The sequence below is a fragment of the Streptomyces sp. JK94 genome (genome assembly GCF_053613315.1).
This window is the reverse complement of sequence record NZ_JBSICH010000014.1, coordinates 206,809-223,760: the sequence shown is the minus strand read 5'-3', so window position 1 is coordinate 223,760 and position 16,952 is coordinate 206,809. Positions and strand designations below refer to the sequence as shown.

General features: G+C 72.9%; 17 protein-coding genes. 12 read left to right on the top strand and 5 right to left on the bottom strand.

The features are described 5' to 3' along the window. Nucleotides 1-27 precede the first annotated feature (27 nt). Nucleotides 28-1,206: a type VII secretion-associated serine protease mycosin gene (mycP, locus tag ACVV2G_RS14215; RefSeq protein ID WP_453843095.1), complete on the top strand. Its 1,179-nt coding sequence runs from the start codon at nt 28-30 to the stop codon at nt 1,204-1,206. On the opposite strand, the gene ACVV2G_RS14210 is transcribed toward mycP, so the two are convergent. Then, nucleotides 1,191-2,159, bottom strand: a complete 969-nt coding sequence (locus ACVV2G_RS14210) for a serine hydrolase (RefSeq protein ID WP_453843035.1) — start codon at nt 2,157-2,159, stop codon at nt 1,191-1,193. The two genes, mycP and ACVV2G_RS14210, sit on opposite strands and share 16 nt — an antisense overlap. 117 nt (nt 2,160-2,276) lie before the next feature. Here ACVV2G_RS14210 and ACVV2G_RS14205 point away from each other — a divergent pair, with 117 nt between their 5' ends. Continuing rightward, nucleotides 2,277-3,008: an SseB family protein gene (locus ACVV2G_RS14205; RefSeq protein ID WP_453843034.1), complete on the top strand. Its 732-nt coding sequence runs from the start codon at nt 2,277-2,279 to the stop codon at nt 3,006-3,008. A 1-nt stretch (nt 3,009) separates the two neighbouring features. Here ACVV2G_RS14205 and ACVV2G_RS14200 read toward each other — a convergent pair whose 3' ends face one another. After that, on the bottom strand, nt 3,010-3,366 hold the full coding sequence (locus ACVV2G_RS14200) for a DUF1844 domain-containing protein (protein ID WP_453843033.1): 357 nt from the start codon (nt 3,364-3,366) through the stop codon (nt 3,010-3,012). Between the two features lie 384 nt (nt 3,367-3,750). Between ACVV2G_RS14200 and infC the strand changes: the two genes are divergently transcribed. The 9 genes from infC (at nt 3,751) to ACVV2G_RS14155 (ending at nt 13,655) form a co-directional block, all read left to right on the top strand. After that, nucleotides 3,751-4,404 carry a translation initiation factor IF-3 gene (gene infC, locus ACVV2G_RS14195; protein WP_453843094.1) on the top strand — a complete coding sequence of 218 codons (654 nt, stop codon included), beginning with the start codon at nt 3,751-3,753 and terminating at the stop codon, nt 4,402-4,404. Nucleotides 4,405-4,511: 107 nt separating this feature from the next. Next, nucleotides 4,512-4,706: a 50S ribosomal protein L35 gene (gene rpmI / locus ACVV2G_RS14190; protein ID WP_003977225.1), complete on the top strand. Its 195-nt coding sequence runs from the start codon at nt 4,512-4,514 to the stop codon at nt 4,704-4,706. A 100-nt stretch (nt 4,707-4,806) separates the two neighbouring features. Continuing rightward, complete coding sequence (rplT, locus tag ACVV2G_RS14185) at nt 4,807-5,190, top strand: 50S ribosomal protein L20 (protein WP_004002577.1); 384 nt, start codon at nt 4,807-4,809, stop codon at nt 5,188-5,190. Nucleotides 5,191-5,369: 179 nt separating this feature from the next. Then, nucleotides 5,370-6,218 carry a TrmH family RNA methyltransferase gene (locus ACVV2G_RS14180; protein WP_453843031.1) on the top strand — a complete coding sequence of 283 codons (849 nt, stop codon included), beginning with the start codon at nt 5,370-5,372 and terminating at the stop codon, nt 6,216-6,218. 50 nt (nt 6,219-6,268) lie between these two features. Then, entirely contained in the window at nt 6,269-7,399 is a 1,131-nt protein-coding gene (locus tag ACVV2G_RS14175; protein ID WP_453843030.1) for a sensor histidine kinase, read from the top strand. Nucleotides 7,400-7,549: 150 nt separating this feature from the next. Next, nucleotides 7,550-8,671 carry a phenylalanine--tRNA ligase subunit alpha gene (pheS, locus tag ACVV2G_RS14170; protein WP_453843029.1) on the top strand — a complete coding sequence of 374 codons (1,122 nt, stop codon included), beginning with the start codon at nt 7,550-7,552 and terminating at the stop codon, nt 8,669-8,671. Next, nucleotides 8,671-11,193, top strand: coding sequence for a phenylalanine--tRNA ligase subunit beta (gene pheT / locus ACVV2G_RS14165; RefSeq protein ID WP_453843028.1), 2,523 nt, complete (start codon nt 8,671-8,673; stop codon nt 11,191-11,193). Before pheS ends, pheT begins: the two co-directional genes overlap by 1 nt. Nucleotides 11,194-11,634: 441 nt before the next feature. After that, nucleotides 11,635-12,975 carry an NsdA family TPR-like regulatory protein gene (locus ACVV2G_RS14160; RefSeq protein WP_453843027.1) on the top strand — a complete coding sequence of 447 codons (1,341 nt, stop codon included), beginning with the start codon at nt 11,635-11,637 and terminating at the stop codon, nt 12,973-12,975. Nucleotides 12,976-13,091: 116 nt separating this feature from the next. After that, the gene (locus ACVV2G_RS14155; RefSeq protein WP_453843026.1) at nt 13,092-13,655 is read left to right on the top strand and encodes an NUDIX hydrolase; all 564 of its coding nucleotides are present in this window, start codon (nt 13,092-13,094) and stop codon (nt 13,653-13,655) included. Nucleotides 13,656-13,666: 11 nt separating this feature from the next. On the opposite strand, the gene ACVV2G_RS14150 is transcribed toward ACVV2G_RS14155, so the two are convergent. Both ACVV2G_RS14150 and ACVV2G_RS14145 read right to left on the bottom strand, forming a co-directional pair. After that, the gene (locus tag ACVV2G_RS14150; RefSeq protein ID WP_453843025.1) at nt 13,667-13,924 is read right to left on the bottom strand and encodes a hypothetical protein; all 258 of its coding nucleotides are present in this window, start codon (nt 13,922-13,924) and stop codon (nt 13,667-13,669) included. Between the two features lie 438 nt (nt 13,925-14,362). Further along, a complete protein-coding gene (locus ACVV2G_RS14145; RefSeq protein ID WP_453843024.1) occupies nt 14,363-15,235 on the bottom strand; it encodes a 3-hydroxybutyryl-CoA dehydrogenase in 873 nt (290 codons plus the stop codon). Between the two features lie 178 nt (nt 15,236-15,413). Here ACVV2G_RS14145 and ACVV2G_RS14140 point away from each other — a divergent pair, with 178 nt between their 5' ends. Then, nucleotides 15,414-16,745, top strand: a complete 1,332-nt coding sequence (locus tag ACVV2G_RS14140) for a glycoside hydrolase family 10-like protein (protein WP_453843023.1) — start codon at nt 15,414-15,416, stop codon at nt 16,743-16,745. On the opposite strand, the gene ACVV2G_RS14135 is transcribed toward ACVV2G_RS14140, so the two are convergent. Continuing rightward, nucleotides 16,742-16,936 (bottom strand): DUF1918 domain-containing protein, encoded by a 195-nt coding sequence (locus tag ACVV2G_RS14135; protein WP_453843022.1) that lies wholly within the window; start codon nt 16,934-16,936, stop codon nt 16,742-16,744. The genes ACVV2G_RS14140 and ACVV2G_RS14135 overlap by 4 nt on opposite strands. Nucleotides 16,937-16,952 lie beyond the last annotated feature (16 nt).

Below are 16,952 nucleotides of genomic sequence, written 5' to 3'. Positions count from 1 at the left end.
ACCGCCGTGAACCCCGCCGCCCCCGCGGTGACCAGCGCCGGGATCCGCAGGACGGGGGCCCTGAGCCTCCTCCTCGCCGCCGCCCTCGTCCTCGTCCCGGCGCCCGCCGCGCACGCCGACGGCATCCGCGCCCAGCAGTGGGCCCTGGACGCCCTGCACACCCAGCAGGCGTGGCGCACCACCAAGGGCGCGGGCGTCACCGTCGCCGTCCTGGACACCGGCGTCGAGGCCGACCACCCCGACCTGGTGGACAACGTCCTCGCCGGCAAGGACCTGGTCGGCTTCGGCGCGCGCGAGGGCGACCGCGCCTGGGCCCGGCACGGCACCGCGATGGCCGGGATCATCGCCGGTCACGGCCACGGGCCCGGCAACGCCGAGGGCGTCATGGGCGTCGCCCCGGAGACGAGGATCCTGCCCCTGCGCGTGATCCTGGAGGACGGCGACCCCTCCCGCGCCAAGGCCCGCAAGACCCGCGGCAACGCCCTCGCCGAGGGCATCCGCTGGGCCGCCGACCACGGTGCCGACATCATCAACCTCTCCCTGGGCGACGATTCCGCCTCCGCCCACCCCGAGCCCGCCGAGGACGAGGCCATCCAGTACGCCCTGAAGCAGGGCGTGGTCGTCGTCGCCTCGGCCGGCAACGGAGGCGAGAAGGGCGACCACATCTCCTACCCGGCCGCCTACCCGGGCGTGATCGCCGCGACCGCCGTCGACCGCTACGGCACCCGCGCCTCCTTCTCCACCCGTCGCTGGTACGCCACGGTCAGCGCACCCGGCGTCGACGTGATCATCGCCGACCCCGACCACCGCTACTACGAGGGCTGGGGCACCAGCGCCGCCTCCGCGTTCGTCTCCGGAGCCGCCGCCCTGGTCAAGTCGGCCCACCCGGACCTCACCCCGGCCCAGATCAAGGGCCTCCTGGAGGACACCGCCCGCAACGCCCCCGCCGAGGGCCGCGACGACTCCCGCGGCTACGGGTTCGTCGACCCCGCCGCCGCCATCGAGGCGGCCGGACGGCTGGAGCCGGAGGGACTGAAGCCGGCGGCGTACGGCGAGAAGTACTTCGGCCCCGGCCCGGACACCGCCGGTTCCGGCGACGGCGCCTCGGCCTGGGCCGCACCCCTGGCGGGCGGCGCGGGCGGCGTCCTGATCGTCGCGGCCGTCGTCCTGTGGCGGGGCCGCCGCACACGCTACGAGGACTTCTGAGCGGGAACGGCACCGTCCTCCCCGGTGAACACGGACACCGCCGCCCGCGCCGCCGCCTCGGTCAGCGCGATCCCCTCCGCCTGCGTCGCGCTGCCCCGCGTCACCACCGCCACCAGCCGGTCGTCCCCGCCCGAGGTGACCCGGCCGATGCTGTTGACCACCCACAGCCCGGTGGTACTGCGCCGCAGCCAGCCGTTCTTCAGCGCCCACCCGCCGGCGCCGTCGGCCGCCGCCGACACACCCCACCGCTGCCCGTCGGCGATCCGCCCCATGAGCCCCTGCGCGTACTCCCGGGACGACGCGTCCAGTTCCGAGCCGTCCGCCACGAACAGCTGCCGCAGCAACGCGACCTGATCGGCGGCCGTGGTCTGGGTCAGCCCCCACAGAGCGCCCTCGCCGCCCGCGGTGCGGGTGAGCCCGAAACGCTCGTTCGCCGCGTCCAGCCCCTCCGCCGCCCCGATCGTCCGCCACAGGGCCGACGCCGAGTCGTTGTCGCTGTTCTCGATCATCGCGCCGGCGTACGCCTCCTCGGCGGTGGTCAGCGAGCGCCCCGCGTCCTGCGCCTGGAGCAGCAGCGCCGCCAGGATGTCCACCTTGACGATGCTCGCCGTGTCGAAGACACCCGTGCCGTACCCGGCGCCCTCGCCGGAGCCCGGGTCGAGCACCGCCACCGACACCTCGGCGCCGTCCGGTACGGTCACCGACGCCATGGCCCCGGCCAGCAGCGCGTCACGGTCCACGACCGGCTCCACCGTCTCCATCGCTGCCTCCCCGCCCCCGGACGCCGGAGCCGACGACGATACGGCGCCGCCCGCGCCGGGATGCGCGTGCCCCTGCCGGTACACCGCCCCGGCTGCCGTACCGCCCACGACGACGAACGCGACCAGAGCGGCGTACACGGGTGCGCGACGCCGCCCGGCCCGGCGGGCCCGCCGGGTTCTGGAGGAATGCATGCCCGCGATGCTCCGGGCGGTGCCTGTGCGCCCCGTGGGACGGACGTCAAACGCCGGTGAGAGATCCCTGAGAGGCGGGTGAGAACCGCCGTCCGTGCCCGGATAGGGTCGGGGACCGTGGCGAACAAGAACATCCCCGACTCCGCGTTCTCCGACGACGACGGCTCCGCCGACCCCCGGCTGAGCGCGGCGCTCGCCGCCTGGGCCGAGGACCGCACCGCCCTGGCACCCGTGCTGGAGGCCCTCAAGGGCGCCCGGCTGCTGGTGCCCGTCGTGGCCGTGCTCGGCGAGGTCGAGGAGGACGCGGACGGGCTGCGCCGCGAGAAGACCAGCGACATGGCCGTACCGACGCTGAAGGCCGGCGACCGCACCGCCCTGCCCGCGTTCACGTCCACCGAGTCGCTCGCCCGCTGGGACCCCGCCGCCCGGCCCGTCGCCGTACCCGTGCACCAGGCGCTGCGGGCCGCCGCGCACGAGAAGGCGGACACGGTGGTCCTGGACCTGGCCGGACCGGTGCCGTTCGAGGTGACCGGCGCGGTGCTGCTGGCGCTGGCCGAGGGGCGTACGACCACCGATCCGCTGGCCGACCCGGCCGTCGCCGAGGCGGTACGCGCCGCCATGGCCGCCGAGCCCGCCGTGCTGCGGGCCCACCTCGGGCCGGGACCGGCCGACGGCACGCTGGCGCTGCTCCTGGACCCCGGGGCCGACCCGGCCGTGGCCGCCCGGGCCGTCGCCGAGCGCCTGGCCGCCGACGAGACACTGAGGGCCCGCCTGGTGCGCGGCCTCGACCTGGCACTGCTGCCGGCCGGGGCGACGCCGCCGGGCGAGCCCTTGTACGTGCGGGGGTAGCTCAGCCGTAGACCGGGCCGGTGTACTTCTCGCCCGGACCCTGGCCCGGCTCGTCGACGACGAGCGAGGCCTCGCGGAAGGCGAGCTGGAGCGACTTCAGCCCGTCGCGCAGCGGGGCCGCGTGGAACGAGCTGATCTCGGTCGCCGTGGCGTCCAGCAGACCGGCCAGCGCGTGCACCAGCTTCCGGGCCTCGTCCAGGTCCTTGTGCGCGTCGCCCTCCTCGGTCAGCCCCAGTTTCACGGCGGCGGCGCTCATCAGGTTGACGGCGACCGTCACGATCACCTCGACCGCGGGGACCTCGGCGATGTCGCGGGTCATGGCGTCGAAGTCGGGCGTCTCAGGAGGGGTCTCACTCATGCCGCACACGATAGGCGCAGCGGGGGACCCGGCCCCACCCGGTCTCGGTTAGCCCTTCCCCTGCCGAGCTGCTAACCTTGTGTAACGACCGGTCGGACACGCACGCCCACGGCAGCGGGTCCGGCCCACAAGTGGAGGCTTCGAACTCCCACCTGGCCGTCCTCAGGACGGCGGGTCACCGGTCAGGCGGTCCCGTCCCAGCGGCGGCGACCGGCCCGAAATCGCGCCCCGCGGCCATCGCGGCGGTGCTCCGGTAGTAGTTCGAGGAGCCCCGCCTGTGATCGTCCGGGGCATTTTTGTTGCGCCGGCGCGATCAGGTCTATCGAACACAGACGTTACGCGGCTGTCCGCCAGACCGTCGCGTGGTGCTACCGAGGAGGATCCATCAGCGCCGAGCCCCGCATCAACGACCGGATTCGCGTTCCCGAGGTGCGACTTGTCGGTCCCAGCGGCGAGCAGGTCGGGATTGTCCCGCTTGCCAAGGCCCTGGAGCTTGCGCAGGAGTACGACCTCGATCTCGTCGAGGTCGCGGCGAACGCCCGTCCGCCCGTGTGCAAGCTCATGGACTACGGGAAGTTCAAGTACGAGTCGGCCATGAAGGCCCGTGAGGCGCGCAAGAACCAGGCGCACACGGTCATCAAGGAGATGAAGCTCCGGCCGAAGATCGACCCGCACGACTATGACACCAAGAAGGGTCACGTCGTTCGGTTCCTCAAGCAGGGCGACAAGGTCAAGATCACGATCATGTTCCGTGGTCGCGAGCAGTCCCGGCCGGAACTCGGCTACCGACTGCTGCAGCGTCTGGCGGAGGACGTGGCCGACCTCGGGTTCGTGGAGTCGAACCCGAAGCAGGACGGCCGAAACATGATCATGGTCCTCGGTCCGCACAAGAAGAAGACCGAGGCGATGGCCGAGGCTCGCCAGGCGCAGGAAGCCCGCAAGGCCGACGCGAAAGCCAACCCCGGCAAGTCGCAGAACGCCGCGGAGAGCGACGCCGTGGACGCCGAGGCTCCGGCCGAGGCTCCCGCCGAGGCGTGACTCCGGGGGACCCGGTCCCCAGGACGTAACCGATACAAGCGACGCTCCACCGTGCCCGGTTTCACGACCGGGCACCGGAGCGCCACCGACGAGGAGAGAACGGCGCTATGCCGAAGAACAAGTCGCACAGCGGTGCCAGCAAGCGCTTCAAGATCACCGGCTCCGGCAAGGTGCTGCGTGAGCGCGCCGGCAAGCGCCACCTGCTCGAGCACAAGTCGTCCCGCGTGACGCGTCGCCTCACCGGCAACGCCGAGATGGCCCCGGGCGACGCCGCGAAGATCAAGAAGCTTCTCGGCAAGTGACGTCACGGCGCCTGCACTGAGCGCCGTACGCCAGGACCGGGACCCAATCGATACCGGGCCGCGTGACGACCACCGCGGCCCCGCTACAAGGAGTTAACAAGTGGCACGCGTCAAGCGGGCAGTCAACGCCCACAAGAAGCGCCGGGCGATCCTCGAGCAGGCCTCCGGCTACCGCGGTCAGCGTTCGCGCCTGTACCGCAAGGCCAAGGAGCAGGTCACCCACTCGCTGGTCTACAACTACAACGACCGCAAGAAGCGCAAGGGTGACTTCCGCCAGCTGTGGATCCAGCGCATCAACGCCGCTGCCCGCGCCAACGGCATCACGTACAACCGCTTCATCCAGGGTCTGAAGGCCGCCAACGTCGAGGTGGACCGCAAGATCCTCGCCGAGCTGGCCGTCAACGACGCGGGCGCGTTCGCCGCGCTCGTCGAGGTCGCCCAGAAGGCGCTGCCCAGCGACGTCAACGCGCCGAAGGCCGCGTGACGCCGCGCCGGCTCTGAGCCGACGCCGAAGGACCCGCAGGCTTCGAGCCTGCGGGTCCTTCGACTGCCGTCCGGCGCACGGGTTTCGGCCGCGGGCGCGTCGTGGCCGGCCGCGCGGTTCCCCGCACCCCTGGCGGCGTTGCAGCCCGCGTCGACGAATCTGTGAAGGTGAAAGAGAGCATGCGTCCCGCCGTCCCCGAACTGATCTCCCCCCGTTCCCCCCGGGTCGCCGCCGCGCGGCGGCTGGGGAAGCGGAACTTCCGGGGGAAGGAGCGGCTGTTCCTGGCCGAGGGACCGCAGGCCGTGCGCGAGGCCGCGGTGTACGGGGACACCCTGGTCGAGCTCTTCGCCACCGTCGAGGCCGCCGAACGCCACGCCGACATCATCGGCGCCGCCCGTGACGCGGGCGCCCGAATCCACCTCGCCCCCGAGCAGGTGATCGAGGACGTCTCCACCACCGTCACTCCGCAGGGCCTGGTCGGGGTCTGCCGGTTCCTGGACACCCCCTTCGACGCGATCCTCGCCGCCCGTCCCCGACTCGTCGCCGTCCTCGCCCACGTCCGCGACCCCGGCAACGCCGGTACCGTGCTGCGCTGCGCCGACGCCGCCGGCGCCGAGGCCGTCGTCCTCACCGACGCCTCCGTCGACCTGTACAACCCCAAGGCCGTGCGCGCCTCCGTCGGCTCCCTCTTCCACCTGCCGGTCGCCGTCGGCGTCCCCGTCGAGCGCGCCGTCGCCGGACTCCGCGACGCCGGGGTACGCGTCCTGGCCGCCGACGGCGCGGGCGCGAACGACCTCGACGCCGAGCTGGACGAGGGCAGCATGGGCGGCCCCACCGCCTGGGTCTTCGGCAACGAGGCCTGGGGGCTCCCGGAGGAGACCCGTGCACTCGCCGACGCCGTTCTGCGCGTCCCGATCCACGGAAAGGCCGAGAGCCTGAACCTCGCCACCGCCGCGGCCGTATGTCTCTACGCATCGGCGCGTGCACAGCGTGCCGCCGGAGGGTGCCGCTCCGTCACCGAGGCCTAGTAGGGTGACCAGCTCAAGGCCCCTGAGCGGTTGAGAGGCGGGGTACGGGGATGGGCGTCGGCACGAGCAGCGCACCGGGAGCACACCAGGCGCCGCGTCCGCCCGCGCCCCGCGATCCCGCCGGCCTCGGCATCGACCCCGACGAGCTGCCCGACGGCCTCGTGGTCGCGGACGAGCGGGGCCGTGTCATCTGCTTCAGCGCGGCCGCCGCGCGCATCACCGCGGTCCCCGCCGCCGAAGCCCTCGGACAGCGGCTGGAGAAGGCCCTCCCGCTGGAGGACCTGGAGGGCCGGCGCTGGTGGCAGCTGACCGACCCGTACGGCGGGCTGGCCATCCGCGTTCGTCAGCCCGAGCGCAACCTCCTGCTGCCCGGCGGCCGGGAAGTCCTCGTCGCCGCCCGCTACGTCCGCACCGGACCCACCGGCCCCGTCCACCGCGTCGTCGTCACCCTGCGCGACACCGAGGCCCGCCGCCGCACCGAGCGCAGCCACGCCGAGCTGATCGCCACCGTCGCCCACGAACTGCGCTCCCCGCTCACCTCCGTCAAGGGCTTCACCGCGACCCTGCTGGCCAAGTGGGAGCGGTTCACCGACGACCAGAAGCGGCTGATGCTGGAGACCGTGGACGCCGACGCGGACCGGGTCACCCGGCTCATCGCCGAGCTGCTGGACATCTCCCGCATCGACTCGGGCCGACTGGAGGTCCGCCGCCAGCCCGTCGACATCGGAGCCGCCGTCGGCCGCCACATCCAGGCGTACGTCGCCGCAGGCCAGGAGGCCGGACGCTTCCTGCTGCGCGTCTCCCGGCCGCTGCCCGACCTGTGGGCCGACCCGGACAAGGTCGACCAGGTGCTGGGCAACCTGCTGGAAAACGCCGTGCGGCACGGCGAGGGAACCGTCACCATTGACGTCACGCCCACGGCGTCCCCCCGCGAAGGGGAGGACATCGGCACATCGGTCACGGTGAGCGACGAAGGGGCCGGCATCCCGGAGGAGTCCATGAACCGCGTCTTCACCCGCTTCTGGCGGGGCAGCAAGCGCGGTGGCACCGGCCTCGGGCTGTACATCGTCAAGGGCATCGTCGAGGCCCACGGCGGCACCATCACCGTCGGCCGCGCCCCCGGCGGCGGCGCCGAGTTCCGATTCACGCTGCCCGTGGCGGCCCCGGCCTACCTGGCCTGAGCACCGCGGGCGCATACGCCTTCCACCACCCCGTTAGACTCGGCCTTTGGCACCTTTGTGTCCCGCAGACGGAGACGCTCAGCCGCGAAAGCTTCGTCCACGAGCCGGTGACGGGGACCATCAGCCAGCCAATCGGAAGCACGGGAAGAGATGTCGGCACCGAATAAGTCGTACGACCCTGTCGAGGTCGAGGCGTTGAAACCGGAAGAGATCGAGCGCATGCGGGACGAGGCGCTCGCCGCCTTCGCCGCTGCGGACTCGCTCGACGCGCTCCAGGAGGCCAAGGTCGCCCACACCGGCGGCACCTCGCCGCTGGCGCTGGCCAACCGCGAGATCGGCGCCCTGCCCCCGCAGGCCAAGGCCGAGGCCGGCAAGCGCGTCGGCATGGCCCGCGGCGCCGTGAACAAGGCCCTTGCGGCCCGCCAGGAGGAGCTGGAGGCCGAGCGAGACTCCCGGGTCCTGGTCGAGGAGGCCGTGGACGTCACGCTGTCCTACGACCGCGTACCGGCCGGCGCCCGCCACCCGCTCACCACGCTCTCGGAGCGCATCGAGGACGTCTTCGTGGCCATGGGCTACGAGGTCGCCGAGGGGCCCGAGGCCGAGGCCGAGTGGTTCAACTTCGACGCCCTGAACATCGGCCCGGACCACCCGGCCCGCGGCGAGGCCGACACGTTCTTCGTGCAGGGCCCCGAGGGCGGCACCGAGGCCGGCGTCGTGCTGCGCACCCACACCTCGCCCGTGCAGGTCCGCTCACTGCTCGACCGCGAGCTGCCGGTCTACGTGATCTGCCCCGGCCGTGTGTACCGCACCGACGAGCTGGACGCCACGCACACCCCCGTCTTCCACCAGGTCGAGCTGCTCGCCGTCGACGAGGGCCTGACGATGGCGGACCTCAAGGGCACCCTGGACCACATGGTCCGGTCGCTGTTCGGCGCGGAGATGAAGACCCGGCTGCGGCCGAACTTCTTCCCCTTCACCGAGCCGTCCGCCGAGATGGACATGCTCTGCTACGTCTGCAGGGGCGCGTCCGTCGGCAACCCCGACCGGCCCTGCCGCACCTGCTCCAGCGAGGGCTGGATCGAGCTGGGCGGCTGCGGCATGGTCAACCCGCGGGTGCTCACCGCCTGCGGCGTCGACCCGGAGAAGTACAGCGGCTTCGCCTTCGGGTTCGGCATCGAGCGGATGCTGATGTTCCGCCACAACGTCGAGGACATGCGAGACATGGTCGAGGGTGACGTGCGCTTCACCCGGCCGTTCGGGATGGAGATCTGATGCGGGTCCCGCTTTCTTGGCTGCGGGAGTACGTCGACCTGCCGGCCACGCAGACCGGCCGTGACGTCCAGGCCAAGCTCATCTCGGCCGGGCTGGAGGTCGAGACCGTCGAACACCTGGGTGCCGACCTCAAGGGCCCCCTGGTCGTCGGTCAGGTCCTCACCATCGAGGAACTGGAGGGCTTCAAGAAGCCGATCCGCTTCTGCACCGTCGACGTCGGACAGGCCAACGGCACCGGAGAGCCCCAGGAGATCGTCTGCGGCGCCCGGAACTTCGCCGTCGGCGACAAGGTCGTCGTGGTCCTCCCCGGCGCCACCCTGCCCGGCGGCTTCTCGATCAGCGCCCGCAAGACCTACGGCAGGACGTCCCACGGCATGATCTGCTCCGGCGACGAGCTGGGCATGGGCGACGACGGCACGCACGGCATCATCGTGCTGCCGCCGGAGACCGAGGTCGGCAAGGACGCCGTCGAACTGCTGGAACTGGTCGACGAGGTCCTGGACATCGCCGTCACCGCCAACCGCGGCGACTGCCTGTCCATCCGCGGCGTCGCCCGCGAGACCGCCATCGCCTACGGCCTGCCGCTGCGTGACCCGGCCCTGCTCGACGTGCCCGCCCCGAACGCCTACGGCTACCCGGTGAAGATCGCCGACCCGACCGGCTGCGACCGCTTCACCGCCCGCACCGTCACCGGCCTCAGCGCCGAGGCACGCTCCCCGATCTGGCTCCAGCGGCGCCTGCAGAAGGTCGGCATGCGCCCGATCTCCCTCGCCGTCGACGTCACCAACTACGTGATGATGGAGCTGGGCCAGCCGCTGCACGCCTATGACCGCTCCCTGGTCCAGGGCACCATCGGCGTGCGCCGGGCCGCGGAGGGCGAGAAGATCGTCACCCTCGACGGTGTCGAGCGGAAGCTGCACGCCGAGGACCTGGTCGTCACCGACGAGCGCGGACCGATCGGCCTCGCGGGCGTCATGGGCGGCGCCCACACGGAGATCGCCGACCACGACGCCTCCGGGACCGGCGGGAACGCGACGAGTGACGTGGTCGTCGAGGCCGCCCACTTCGACCAGGTCGCCATCGCGCGCACCGCCCGCCGGCACAAGCTGTCCTCCGAGGCCTCCCGCCGCTTCGAGCGCGGCGTCGACCCGCAGGCCGCCGCCGCTGCCGCGCAGCGCACCGTCGACCTGCTGGTGCTGCTCGCCGGCGGCACCGCCGAGTCCGGCGTCACGGAGCTCAGCGCCCCGCCCGTGCCGCACACCATCAGCCTCCCGGCCGACCACCCGGACAAGGTGGCGGGCGTGCAGTACGGCCGCGAGACCGTCGTACGCCGCCTCCAGCAGGTCGGCTGCGACGTGTACGGCCAGGACGAGCTGATCGTCACCGTCCCGTCCTGGCGGCCCGACCTCACCGACCCGAACGACCTGGCCGAAGAGGTCATCCGCCTGGAGGGCTACGAGAACCTGCCCTCCACGCTGCCGAGGCCCCCGGCGGGCCGCGGCCTGACCGCCCGCCAGCGGCTGCACCGCCGCGTCGGGCGCGCCCTGGCCGGTGCCGGGTACGTCGAGGCGCCGAACTACCCGTTCGTCGGCGAGAAGGTCTTCGACCAGCTCGGGCTGGACGCCGACGACCCGGCCCGCCGCGTCGTCAGGCTGGTCAACCCGCTCAGCGACGAGGAGCCCGCGCTGCGGACCTCGCTGCTGCCGGGTCTGCTCGGCGCGCTGCGCCGCAACGACGGCCGGGGCTCGCACGACCTCGCGCTGTTCGAGACCGGTTTGGTCTTCCACCCGCGCGACGAGCAGCGCGTCGCCGCCGGCCTGCCCGTCGACCGGCGCCCCGGCGAGGAGGACCTCGCCGCGCTGGACGCCGCGCTGCCCGACCAGCCGCGGCACGTCGCCGTCGTCCTGGCCGGTGCCCGCGAGCAGGGCGGCTGGTGGGGCAAGGGCCGTCCGGCGGACTGGGCCGACGCCGTCGAGGCCGCCCGGACCGTCGCCCGCGAGGCCGGCGCCAACCTGGGCACCCGCAAGGGCCAGTACGGCCCCTGGCACCCGGGCCGCTGCGCCGAGCTGACGATCACCGTCGACGGCACGGAGCGGGTCGTCGGACACGCCGGTGAGCTGCACCCGCGCGTCCTGAAGACGCTGGGTCTGCCCGCGCGCAGCTGCGCGATGGAGCTGGACCTCGACGCCCTGGAGCGGGTCGGCGACGACTCCCCGCAGGCCCCGGGCATCTCCACGTTCCCGGTCGCCACGCAGGACGTCGCCCTGGTCGTCGACGCGTTCGTGCCGGCGGCCGAGGTCGAGGCGGCGCTGCGCGACGGTGCGGGTGAACTGCTGGAGTCCATCCGTCTCTTCGACGTCTACGACAACGCGGAGCAGCTCGGCGAGGGGCGCAAGTCCCTGGCGTACGCGCTGCGCTTCCGTGCGGGGGACCGGACGCTGACGGTCGACGAGGCGTCGGCCGCCCGGGACGCGGCCGTCGCCCTCGCGGGCGAGCGTCTTGGAGCGGTGCTGCGCAGTTAGCGGTTCGCCCGAGGGGCGCGGGGCAGCCGCCGGCCGGCGGCAGCGTGGCAGTCGGCGATTGCCCGCACGGCTCCCCGCGCCCCTCGGCTGCGTCGGCGCACCGTCCCTGGAGGGGTGCGACGAGCGCTCACACGCCTGCGGCAGGGAACGCACCCGCACCGAACGGCGTCCAGCCGCTCCGCGGAGCCTGCCGAGCCGGCCGGCCGTCCGCCCCGCCACGGAGTGTCGGGCAGGCGGCCGGGCGGACGGCGTGAAACGGGCCGCCGCACTGGACGAGGGGGGAGCCGGCGGCCCGGCCGGCCTCTTTCGAGGCAGCTCAGTCAACCGGTCCCGGAACGTGCCGCGACAGCGCGCACACGGCGCGGACGCGCGTACTCCGTTCACACCCCGTGTGAAGACCGACGCACTACGCTGTCGGGCACCGAGTCACCGGGGGCACCCATGCAGCCCAACACCCTGCTCGACGCGATCCTGGACGAGGCCGGGATCTCGCACGCCGGACTGGCCGCGCACGTCAACCAGGCCGGCCGGACGCGCGGGCTCGCGCTGAGATACGAACACACCGCCGTGGCGCGGTGGCTGAAGGGGCAGCGCCCGCGCGGCCAGGTGCCCGACCTGATCTGCGAGGTCCTCGCGTCCCGGCTCAGGCGCCCGGTCACCCTCGACGACATCGGCCTCGGCGCGCCCGGTGAGCCGGCCGTCCCGCACACCGGCTCACTGTCCGGCTTCGTGGACCGCGCGACCGCCCTGTGGCGCTCCGACCAGCAGCAGCGCCCCCACGTCCTCGGCGCCCCGGCGCTCACCGGCACGCCCGCCGTGATGCCCGTGTGGGAGTGGGAGAACCCGCCCGAGGACGTGGACGTCTCCCGCGGCGGCCCGCACCGGGTCACCGCGGCCGACCTCCAGACGCTGCGCTCGGCCCGCGCCCACTACGAGCAGATGTACCGCAAGGCCGGCGGCGTCGCGACCCGCGCCCGCATCGTCGGCTTCCTCAACTCCGAGGCCGCCCCGCTGCTGCGCGGCGGCTACACCGACGCCACCGGCCGCCAGCTCCACCGGGCCACCGGCGGACTGGTCGCGGTCGCCGGCATCTGCGCGTACGACTCCGACGCCCACGGACTCGCCCAGCGCTACTTCCACCAGGCCCTGCGGCTCGCCAAGGCCAGCGGCGACCGCGGCCTCGGTGCCTACGTCATCGCGCTGCTGGTCAACCAGGCGCTGTTCCTGCGGGAGTACCGCCAGGCCGTCGCCTTCTCCGAGGCCGCGCTGCGCGCCGCCGGCCGGCACATCACCCCGGCACTCGCCTCCGACCTCTACGCGATGCAGGCGAAGGCGTACGCCCACCTCGGCGACGGCACGAGCGCCCTGTCCTGCATCCGGCGGGCCGAGCAGGCGGCCGAGCGCATCCGGCGCGGATACGAACCCGACGAGACCGGTTACGTCCAGCCCGGCCTGGTCAACGTCCAGGTCGCCGAGGCCCTGCTCAGCCTCGGCGAACTCGCGGCGGCCGGGGAGCACGCGGCGGCGGCCGTCGACATCCCCGCGCACGACCGGGGCCGGGTGCACCGGCTCGCCATGCTCAGCACGATCGAGCTGCGCCGGGGCAACGCCGACAAGGCCGTGGCCACCGCGGTGCAGATGGCCGAACAGGCCCGCGGCATGGAGTCCCAGCGCCTGCGCGACAGACTCCGCGCGGTCCGCGAGCACCTGGTGCGCAGCGGCGGCGCGGGCACGGCCGAGGCCGCCGAACTCATCGACGGGGCCCTGCGCGTACCGCTCTGACGTCCCCGCCCGGAACCCGCCGCGCCACCACTGCGCCGTGAGCGGCCGCCGTGCGCCTGCTGCTGGTCCGTCGCTGCTGCGATATTGCCACCTACTCAAGGAAAGGTGGCAGAACCGTGCAGTGGACGAAACAGAACGAACAAAATGTGTACTCGAATCGCTGGTTCAGCGTGCACCTCGCTGATGTCGCGCTCCCGGACGGCCGGCACCTCGACCACTTCCTCATACGGATGCGCCCGGTGGCCGTGGCCACGGTCGTGAACGCCGCGGGCGAGGTCCTCCTGCTGTGGCGGCACCGTTTCATCACCGACAGCTGGGGCTGGGAACTCGCGGCCGGCGTCGTCGAGGACGGCGAGGACGTCGCGGTGGCGGCGGCCAGGGAACTGGAGGAGGAGACCGGCTGGCGGCCGGGACCGCTGCACCACCTCATGAGCGTGGAGCCGTCCAACGGGCTCACCGACGCCCGGCACCACATCTACTGGGCCGACGAGGGTACGTACGTCGGACACCCCGTGGACGCCTTCGAGTCGGACCGCCGGGAATGGGTCCCGCTCAAGGTCGTTCCCGACCTGGTCGCCCGGGGGGAGGTCCCGGCCGCGAACATGGCGGCCGCGTTACTCCTGCTGCACCACCTCAGGCTCGGGCAGGACGGCCCGCCCGGCCCGGGCGGCATGGCCTGACGTCCTAGGGGCTAACGCCCGATGGCCTGCCAGACCGCCACGACCAGGGCGCCCACGGCGGTGACCACCGCGAGCGAGGGAAGCGGCCAGCGGGCGTGCTCCAGGGCGGTCAGCCGCGTGTTCAGCTCGTCCAGCTCCTTGGTGGTCTCCTCGGTACGGTGGGAGAGCAGGGCCAGTCCGCCCTCGACGCGGGCGTAGGCCACGTCCAGCCGGCGTCGTAACTCCGCGAGTTCTCCCTGGGCGACGAAATGCTCGGGATCGGCGGTCACGAGACCGCTCCTTTCCGTAGTCGTCTCACGTCCCTTGCATGTGCATGCTGAGTCAACTCGCCCGGTGGAGCTCCGGGGAGAGTGTGCGAAGGGCATATGCGGACCCGGCCCGCACACACCGTGTGAACGCCACGGGCCCGGCACCTTGTCAGCGTCGGGTACCGGGCCCGCACCACCTCACTCCCCGTGCCGGCCCTACGTGACCCGCGCCGCTCCGCACCGATCCCGCGCCGGACCGACGAACGGCCACCCTCCGGCCGCCGGTTCCGAACCCCCGGGCGGATGACCAGGCTGACGGTGTTCGCAGACCGTCCGGCGGCCTGCCCGCGCGGGTCCGTCGAGGATCGGCCCGGTCCTCCGGTCTCCGGCGGAAGGGAGCTGCCGGATGCCGGCCGGGGCCCGGCCCGACCGCACCGGGCCGGGCCGACCTCCGCGGTGTCAGCCGTAGGTGTAGAACCCCGAGCCGGTCTTGCGGCCCAGCCGTCCGGCGTCGACCATCCGCTGGAGCAGCGGGGGAGCGGCGTACAGGGGCTCCTTGTACTCCTCGTACATGGAGTACGCGACCGACGCGACCGTGTCCAGGCCGATCAGGTCCGCCAGCTTCAGCGGGCCCATCGGGTGGGCGCAGCCCATCTCCATGCCGTTGTCGATGTCCTCGCGGCTGGCGATGCCCGACTCGAACATGCGGATCGCGGAGAGCAGGTAGGGGATCAGCAGCGCGTTGACCACGAAGCCGGAGCGGTCCTGGGCGCGGATGGCGTGTTTGCCGAGCACCTTCTCCGTGAAGAGCTGCGCCCGGCTGAGCGTGCCCTCGGAGGTGGTGAGCGCCGGGATCAGTTCGACGAGCTGCTGCACCGGGGCCGGGTTGAAGAAGTGGATGCCGATGACGTGGTCGGGCCGCGAGGTGGCGACCGCCAGCTTGACCAGCGGGATCGAGGAGGTGTTGGAGGCCAGGATCGCGTCCGGCCGGATCACGACCTGGTCGAGCACCTGGAAGATCTCGGTCTTGACCTGCTCGTTCTCGACGACGGCCTCGATCACCAGGTCACGGTCGGCGAACTCGCCGAGGTCGGTGGTGAAGCTGAGGCGCGCCTGCGTCGCGTCGAGCTCCTCCTCGGTGATCTTGCCGCGCTCGGCGGCCTTGGTGAGCGAGTTGTACAACCGGGTCCGGCCGATCTCCAGGGCCTCGCCGGTGGTCTCGGCGACCATCACCTCCAGACCGGAGCGGGCGCACACCTCGGCGATGCCCGCCCCCATCTGACCGCAGCCCACCACGCCGACGCGTGCGATATCTCCCGAGATGCCGGTCACATCGTCCCTTTCGCTGACTTCACGGCCGTGACAGCAGACGTACCGGGGTCCCCGGTGCCTGCTCCGATCGAGCACGTTACCCCCGAATGGTCACGGATCCGTCTCCCGGGTCGGGCATGCTGAGGGCCCGTACACGATCCGTGACCGTACGGATCCGCAGCGTTCAGGAGGTCCCCCCATGGGCGGTGTCTCGCGTCGTGCCTTCGCGGTGGCGGCGTTGTCGGCGTTCACGATGGCGCCCCGCGCGTCGGCGGCACCGGACCCGTCGGCCGCCCCGCTCCCGGCGCCGGGCCCGGCCGCGGAGCCGTCCGCACGCGGTGCCGTCACCGGGATGCGGGGCATGTGGCTGGCCACGGTGGCCAACCGCGACTGGCCCTCCCGCGCGGGGCTGCGCGCGGGAGAGCAGCGCGCCGAGCTGGTCGGGCTGCTCGACGCGGCGGTCCGGCACGGTCTCAACACGGTGATCTTCCAGGTGCGGCCGACGGCCGACGCGCTGTGGCCGTCGGCGCACGAGCCGTGGTCGGAGTACCTGTCCGGGAGTCAGGGCCGTGACCCGGGCTGGGACCCGCTGGGCACTGCCGTGCGGGAGGCGCACGCCCGCGGCCTGGAGCTGCACGCCTGGTTCAACCCGTACCGCGTCGCCACCCACGACGACCCGGGCCGCCTGGTCCCCACCCACCCCGTGCGCAGGAACCCCGGCTGGGTGGTGCCGTACGGGGGGAAGCTCTACTACAACCCGGGGCTGCCCGAGGTCCGGGCCTTCGTCCAGGACGCGATGATGGACGCGGTGCAGAAGTACGAAGTGGACGGCGTCCACTTCGACGACTACTTCTACCCCTACCCGGTGGCGGGCCAGAGCTTCGACGACGGCGGCACCTACAGCACCTTCGGTGGCGGCTTCTCCACCCTGGCCGCCTGGCGCCGGGACAACATCGACCTGCTGGTGCGCGAGACGGCCGCCCGTGTCAGAACGGTCCGGCCGTCCGCCCGCTTCGGGATCAGCCCGTTCGGGGTGTGGCGCAACGCGGCCACCGACGCGCAGGGTTCGGACACCAGGGCGGGTGTGCAGACGTACGACGACCTGCACGCGGACACCCGCAAGTGGGTGCGCGAGGGGTGGATCGACTACATCGTTCCGCAGCTGTACTGGAACGTCGGCCTGGAGGCCGCCGACTACGCGAAGCTGATCCCCTGGTGGGCGGAGGTGGCCAAGGACAGCCGGACGCAGTTGTACGTGGGCGAGGCGCTGTACAAGGCCGGCGACCCGGCGCAGCCCGCGGCCTGGCAGGACCCGGCCGAACTCTCCCGGCACCTCACGCTGGCGGGCCGGTATCCCGAGGTGCGCGGGCACGTCTTCTTCTCTGCGAAGGAAGTGGCCGAGGACCGGATCGGGGCGATGGCCCGGGTGAGTGCCGACCATTACGGGAAGCCGGCCGGTGCCTCGCACCGGCGCGGACACGGGCCGGTGCCGGCCGGTCTCTCCCGGACCCGGCCGGCCGGCCCGTCCTAGAGCTGAGTCTCCCTGTGCCGGATCTCGGAGTCGGGGCCGGGTGAGCACACCGCCTCGTGCCCGTCCTCGAACCGGACCCGGTACGGGGGAGCGCCCTCGTCGCCCATGACTTCGACGATCTCCGCGACCTTGTCGTGCTCACCGACCACCCGGCCGTGCTGGATGAGCTGGTCGCCCTTGGTTGCGTGCATCTGCGAGGCCTCCTCA

Coding starts and splice junctions, on each gene's coding strand:
- ACVV2G_RS14210 (WP_453843035.1), bottom strand. CDS start 2,159: ATGCATTCCTCCAGAACCCGGCGGGCCCGCCGGGCCGGGCGGCGTCGC.
- ACVV2G_RS14200 (WP_453843033.1), bottom strand. CDS start 3,366: ATGAGTGAGACCCCTCCTGAGACGCCCGACTTCGACGCCATGACCCGC.
- rpmI (WP_003977225.1), top strand. CDS start 4,512: ATGCCGAAGAACAAGTCGCACAGCGGTGCCAGCAAGCGCTTCAAGATC.
- ACVV2G_RS14180 (WP_453843031.1), top strand. CDS start 5,370: ATGCGTCCCGCCGTCCCCGAACTGATCTCCCCCCGTTCCCCCCGGGTC.
- ACVV2G_RS14175 (WP_453843030.1), top strand. CDS start 6,269: ATGGGCGTCGGCACGAGCAGCGCACCGGGAGCACACCAGGCGCCGCGT.
- pheS (WP_453843029.1), top strand. CDS start 7,550: ATGTCGGCACCGAATAAGTCGTACGACCCTGTCGAGGTCGAGGCGTTG.
- pheT (WP_453843028.1), top strand. CDS start 8,671: ATGCGGGTCCCGCTTTCTTGGCTGCGGGAGTACGTCGACCTGCCGGCC.
- ACVV2G_RS14160 (WP_453843027.1), top strand. CDS start 11,635: ATGCAGCCCAACACCCTGCTCGACGCGATCCTGGACGAGGCCGGGATC.
- ACVV2G_RS14140 (WP_453843023.1), top strand. CDS start 15,414: ATGGGCGGTGTCTCGCGTCGTGCCTTCGCGGTGGCGGCGTTGTCGGCG.
- ACVV2G_RS14135 (WP_453843022.1), bottom strand. CDS start 16,936: ATGCACGCAACCAAGGGCGACCAGCTCATCCAGCACGGCCGGGTGGTC.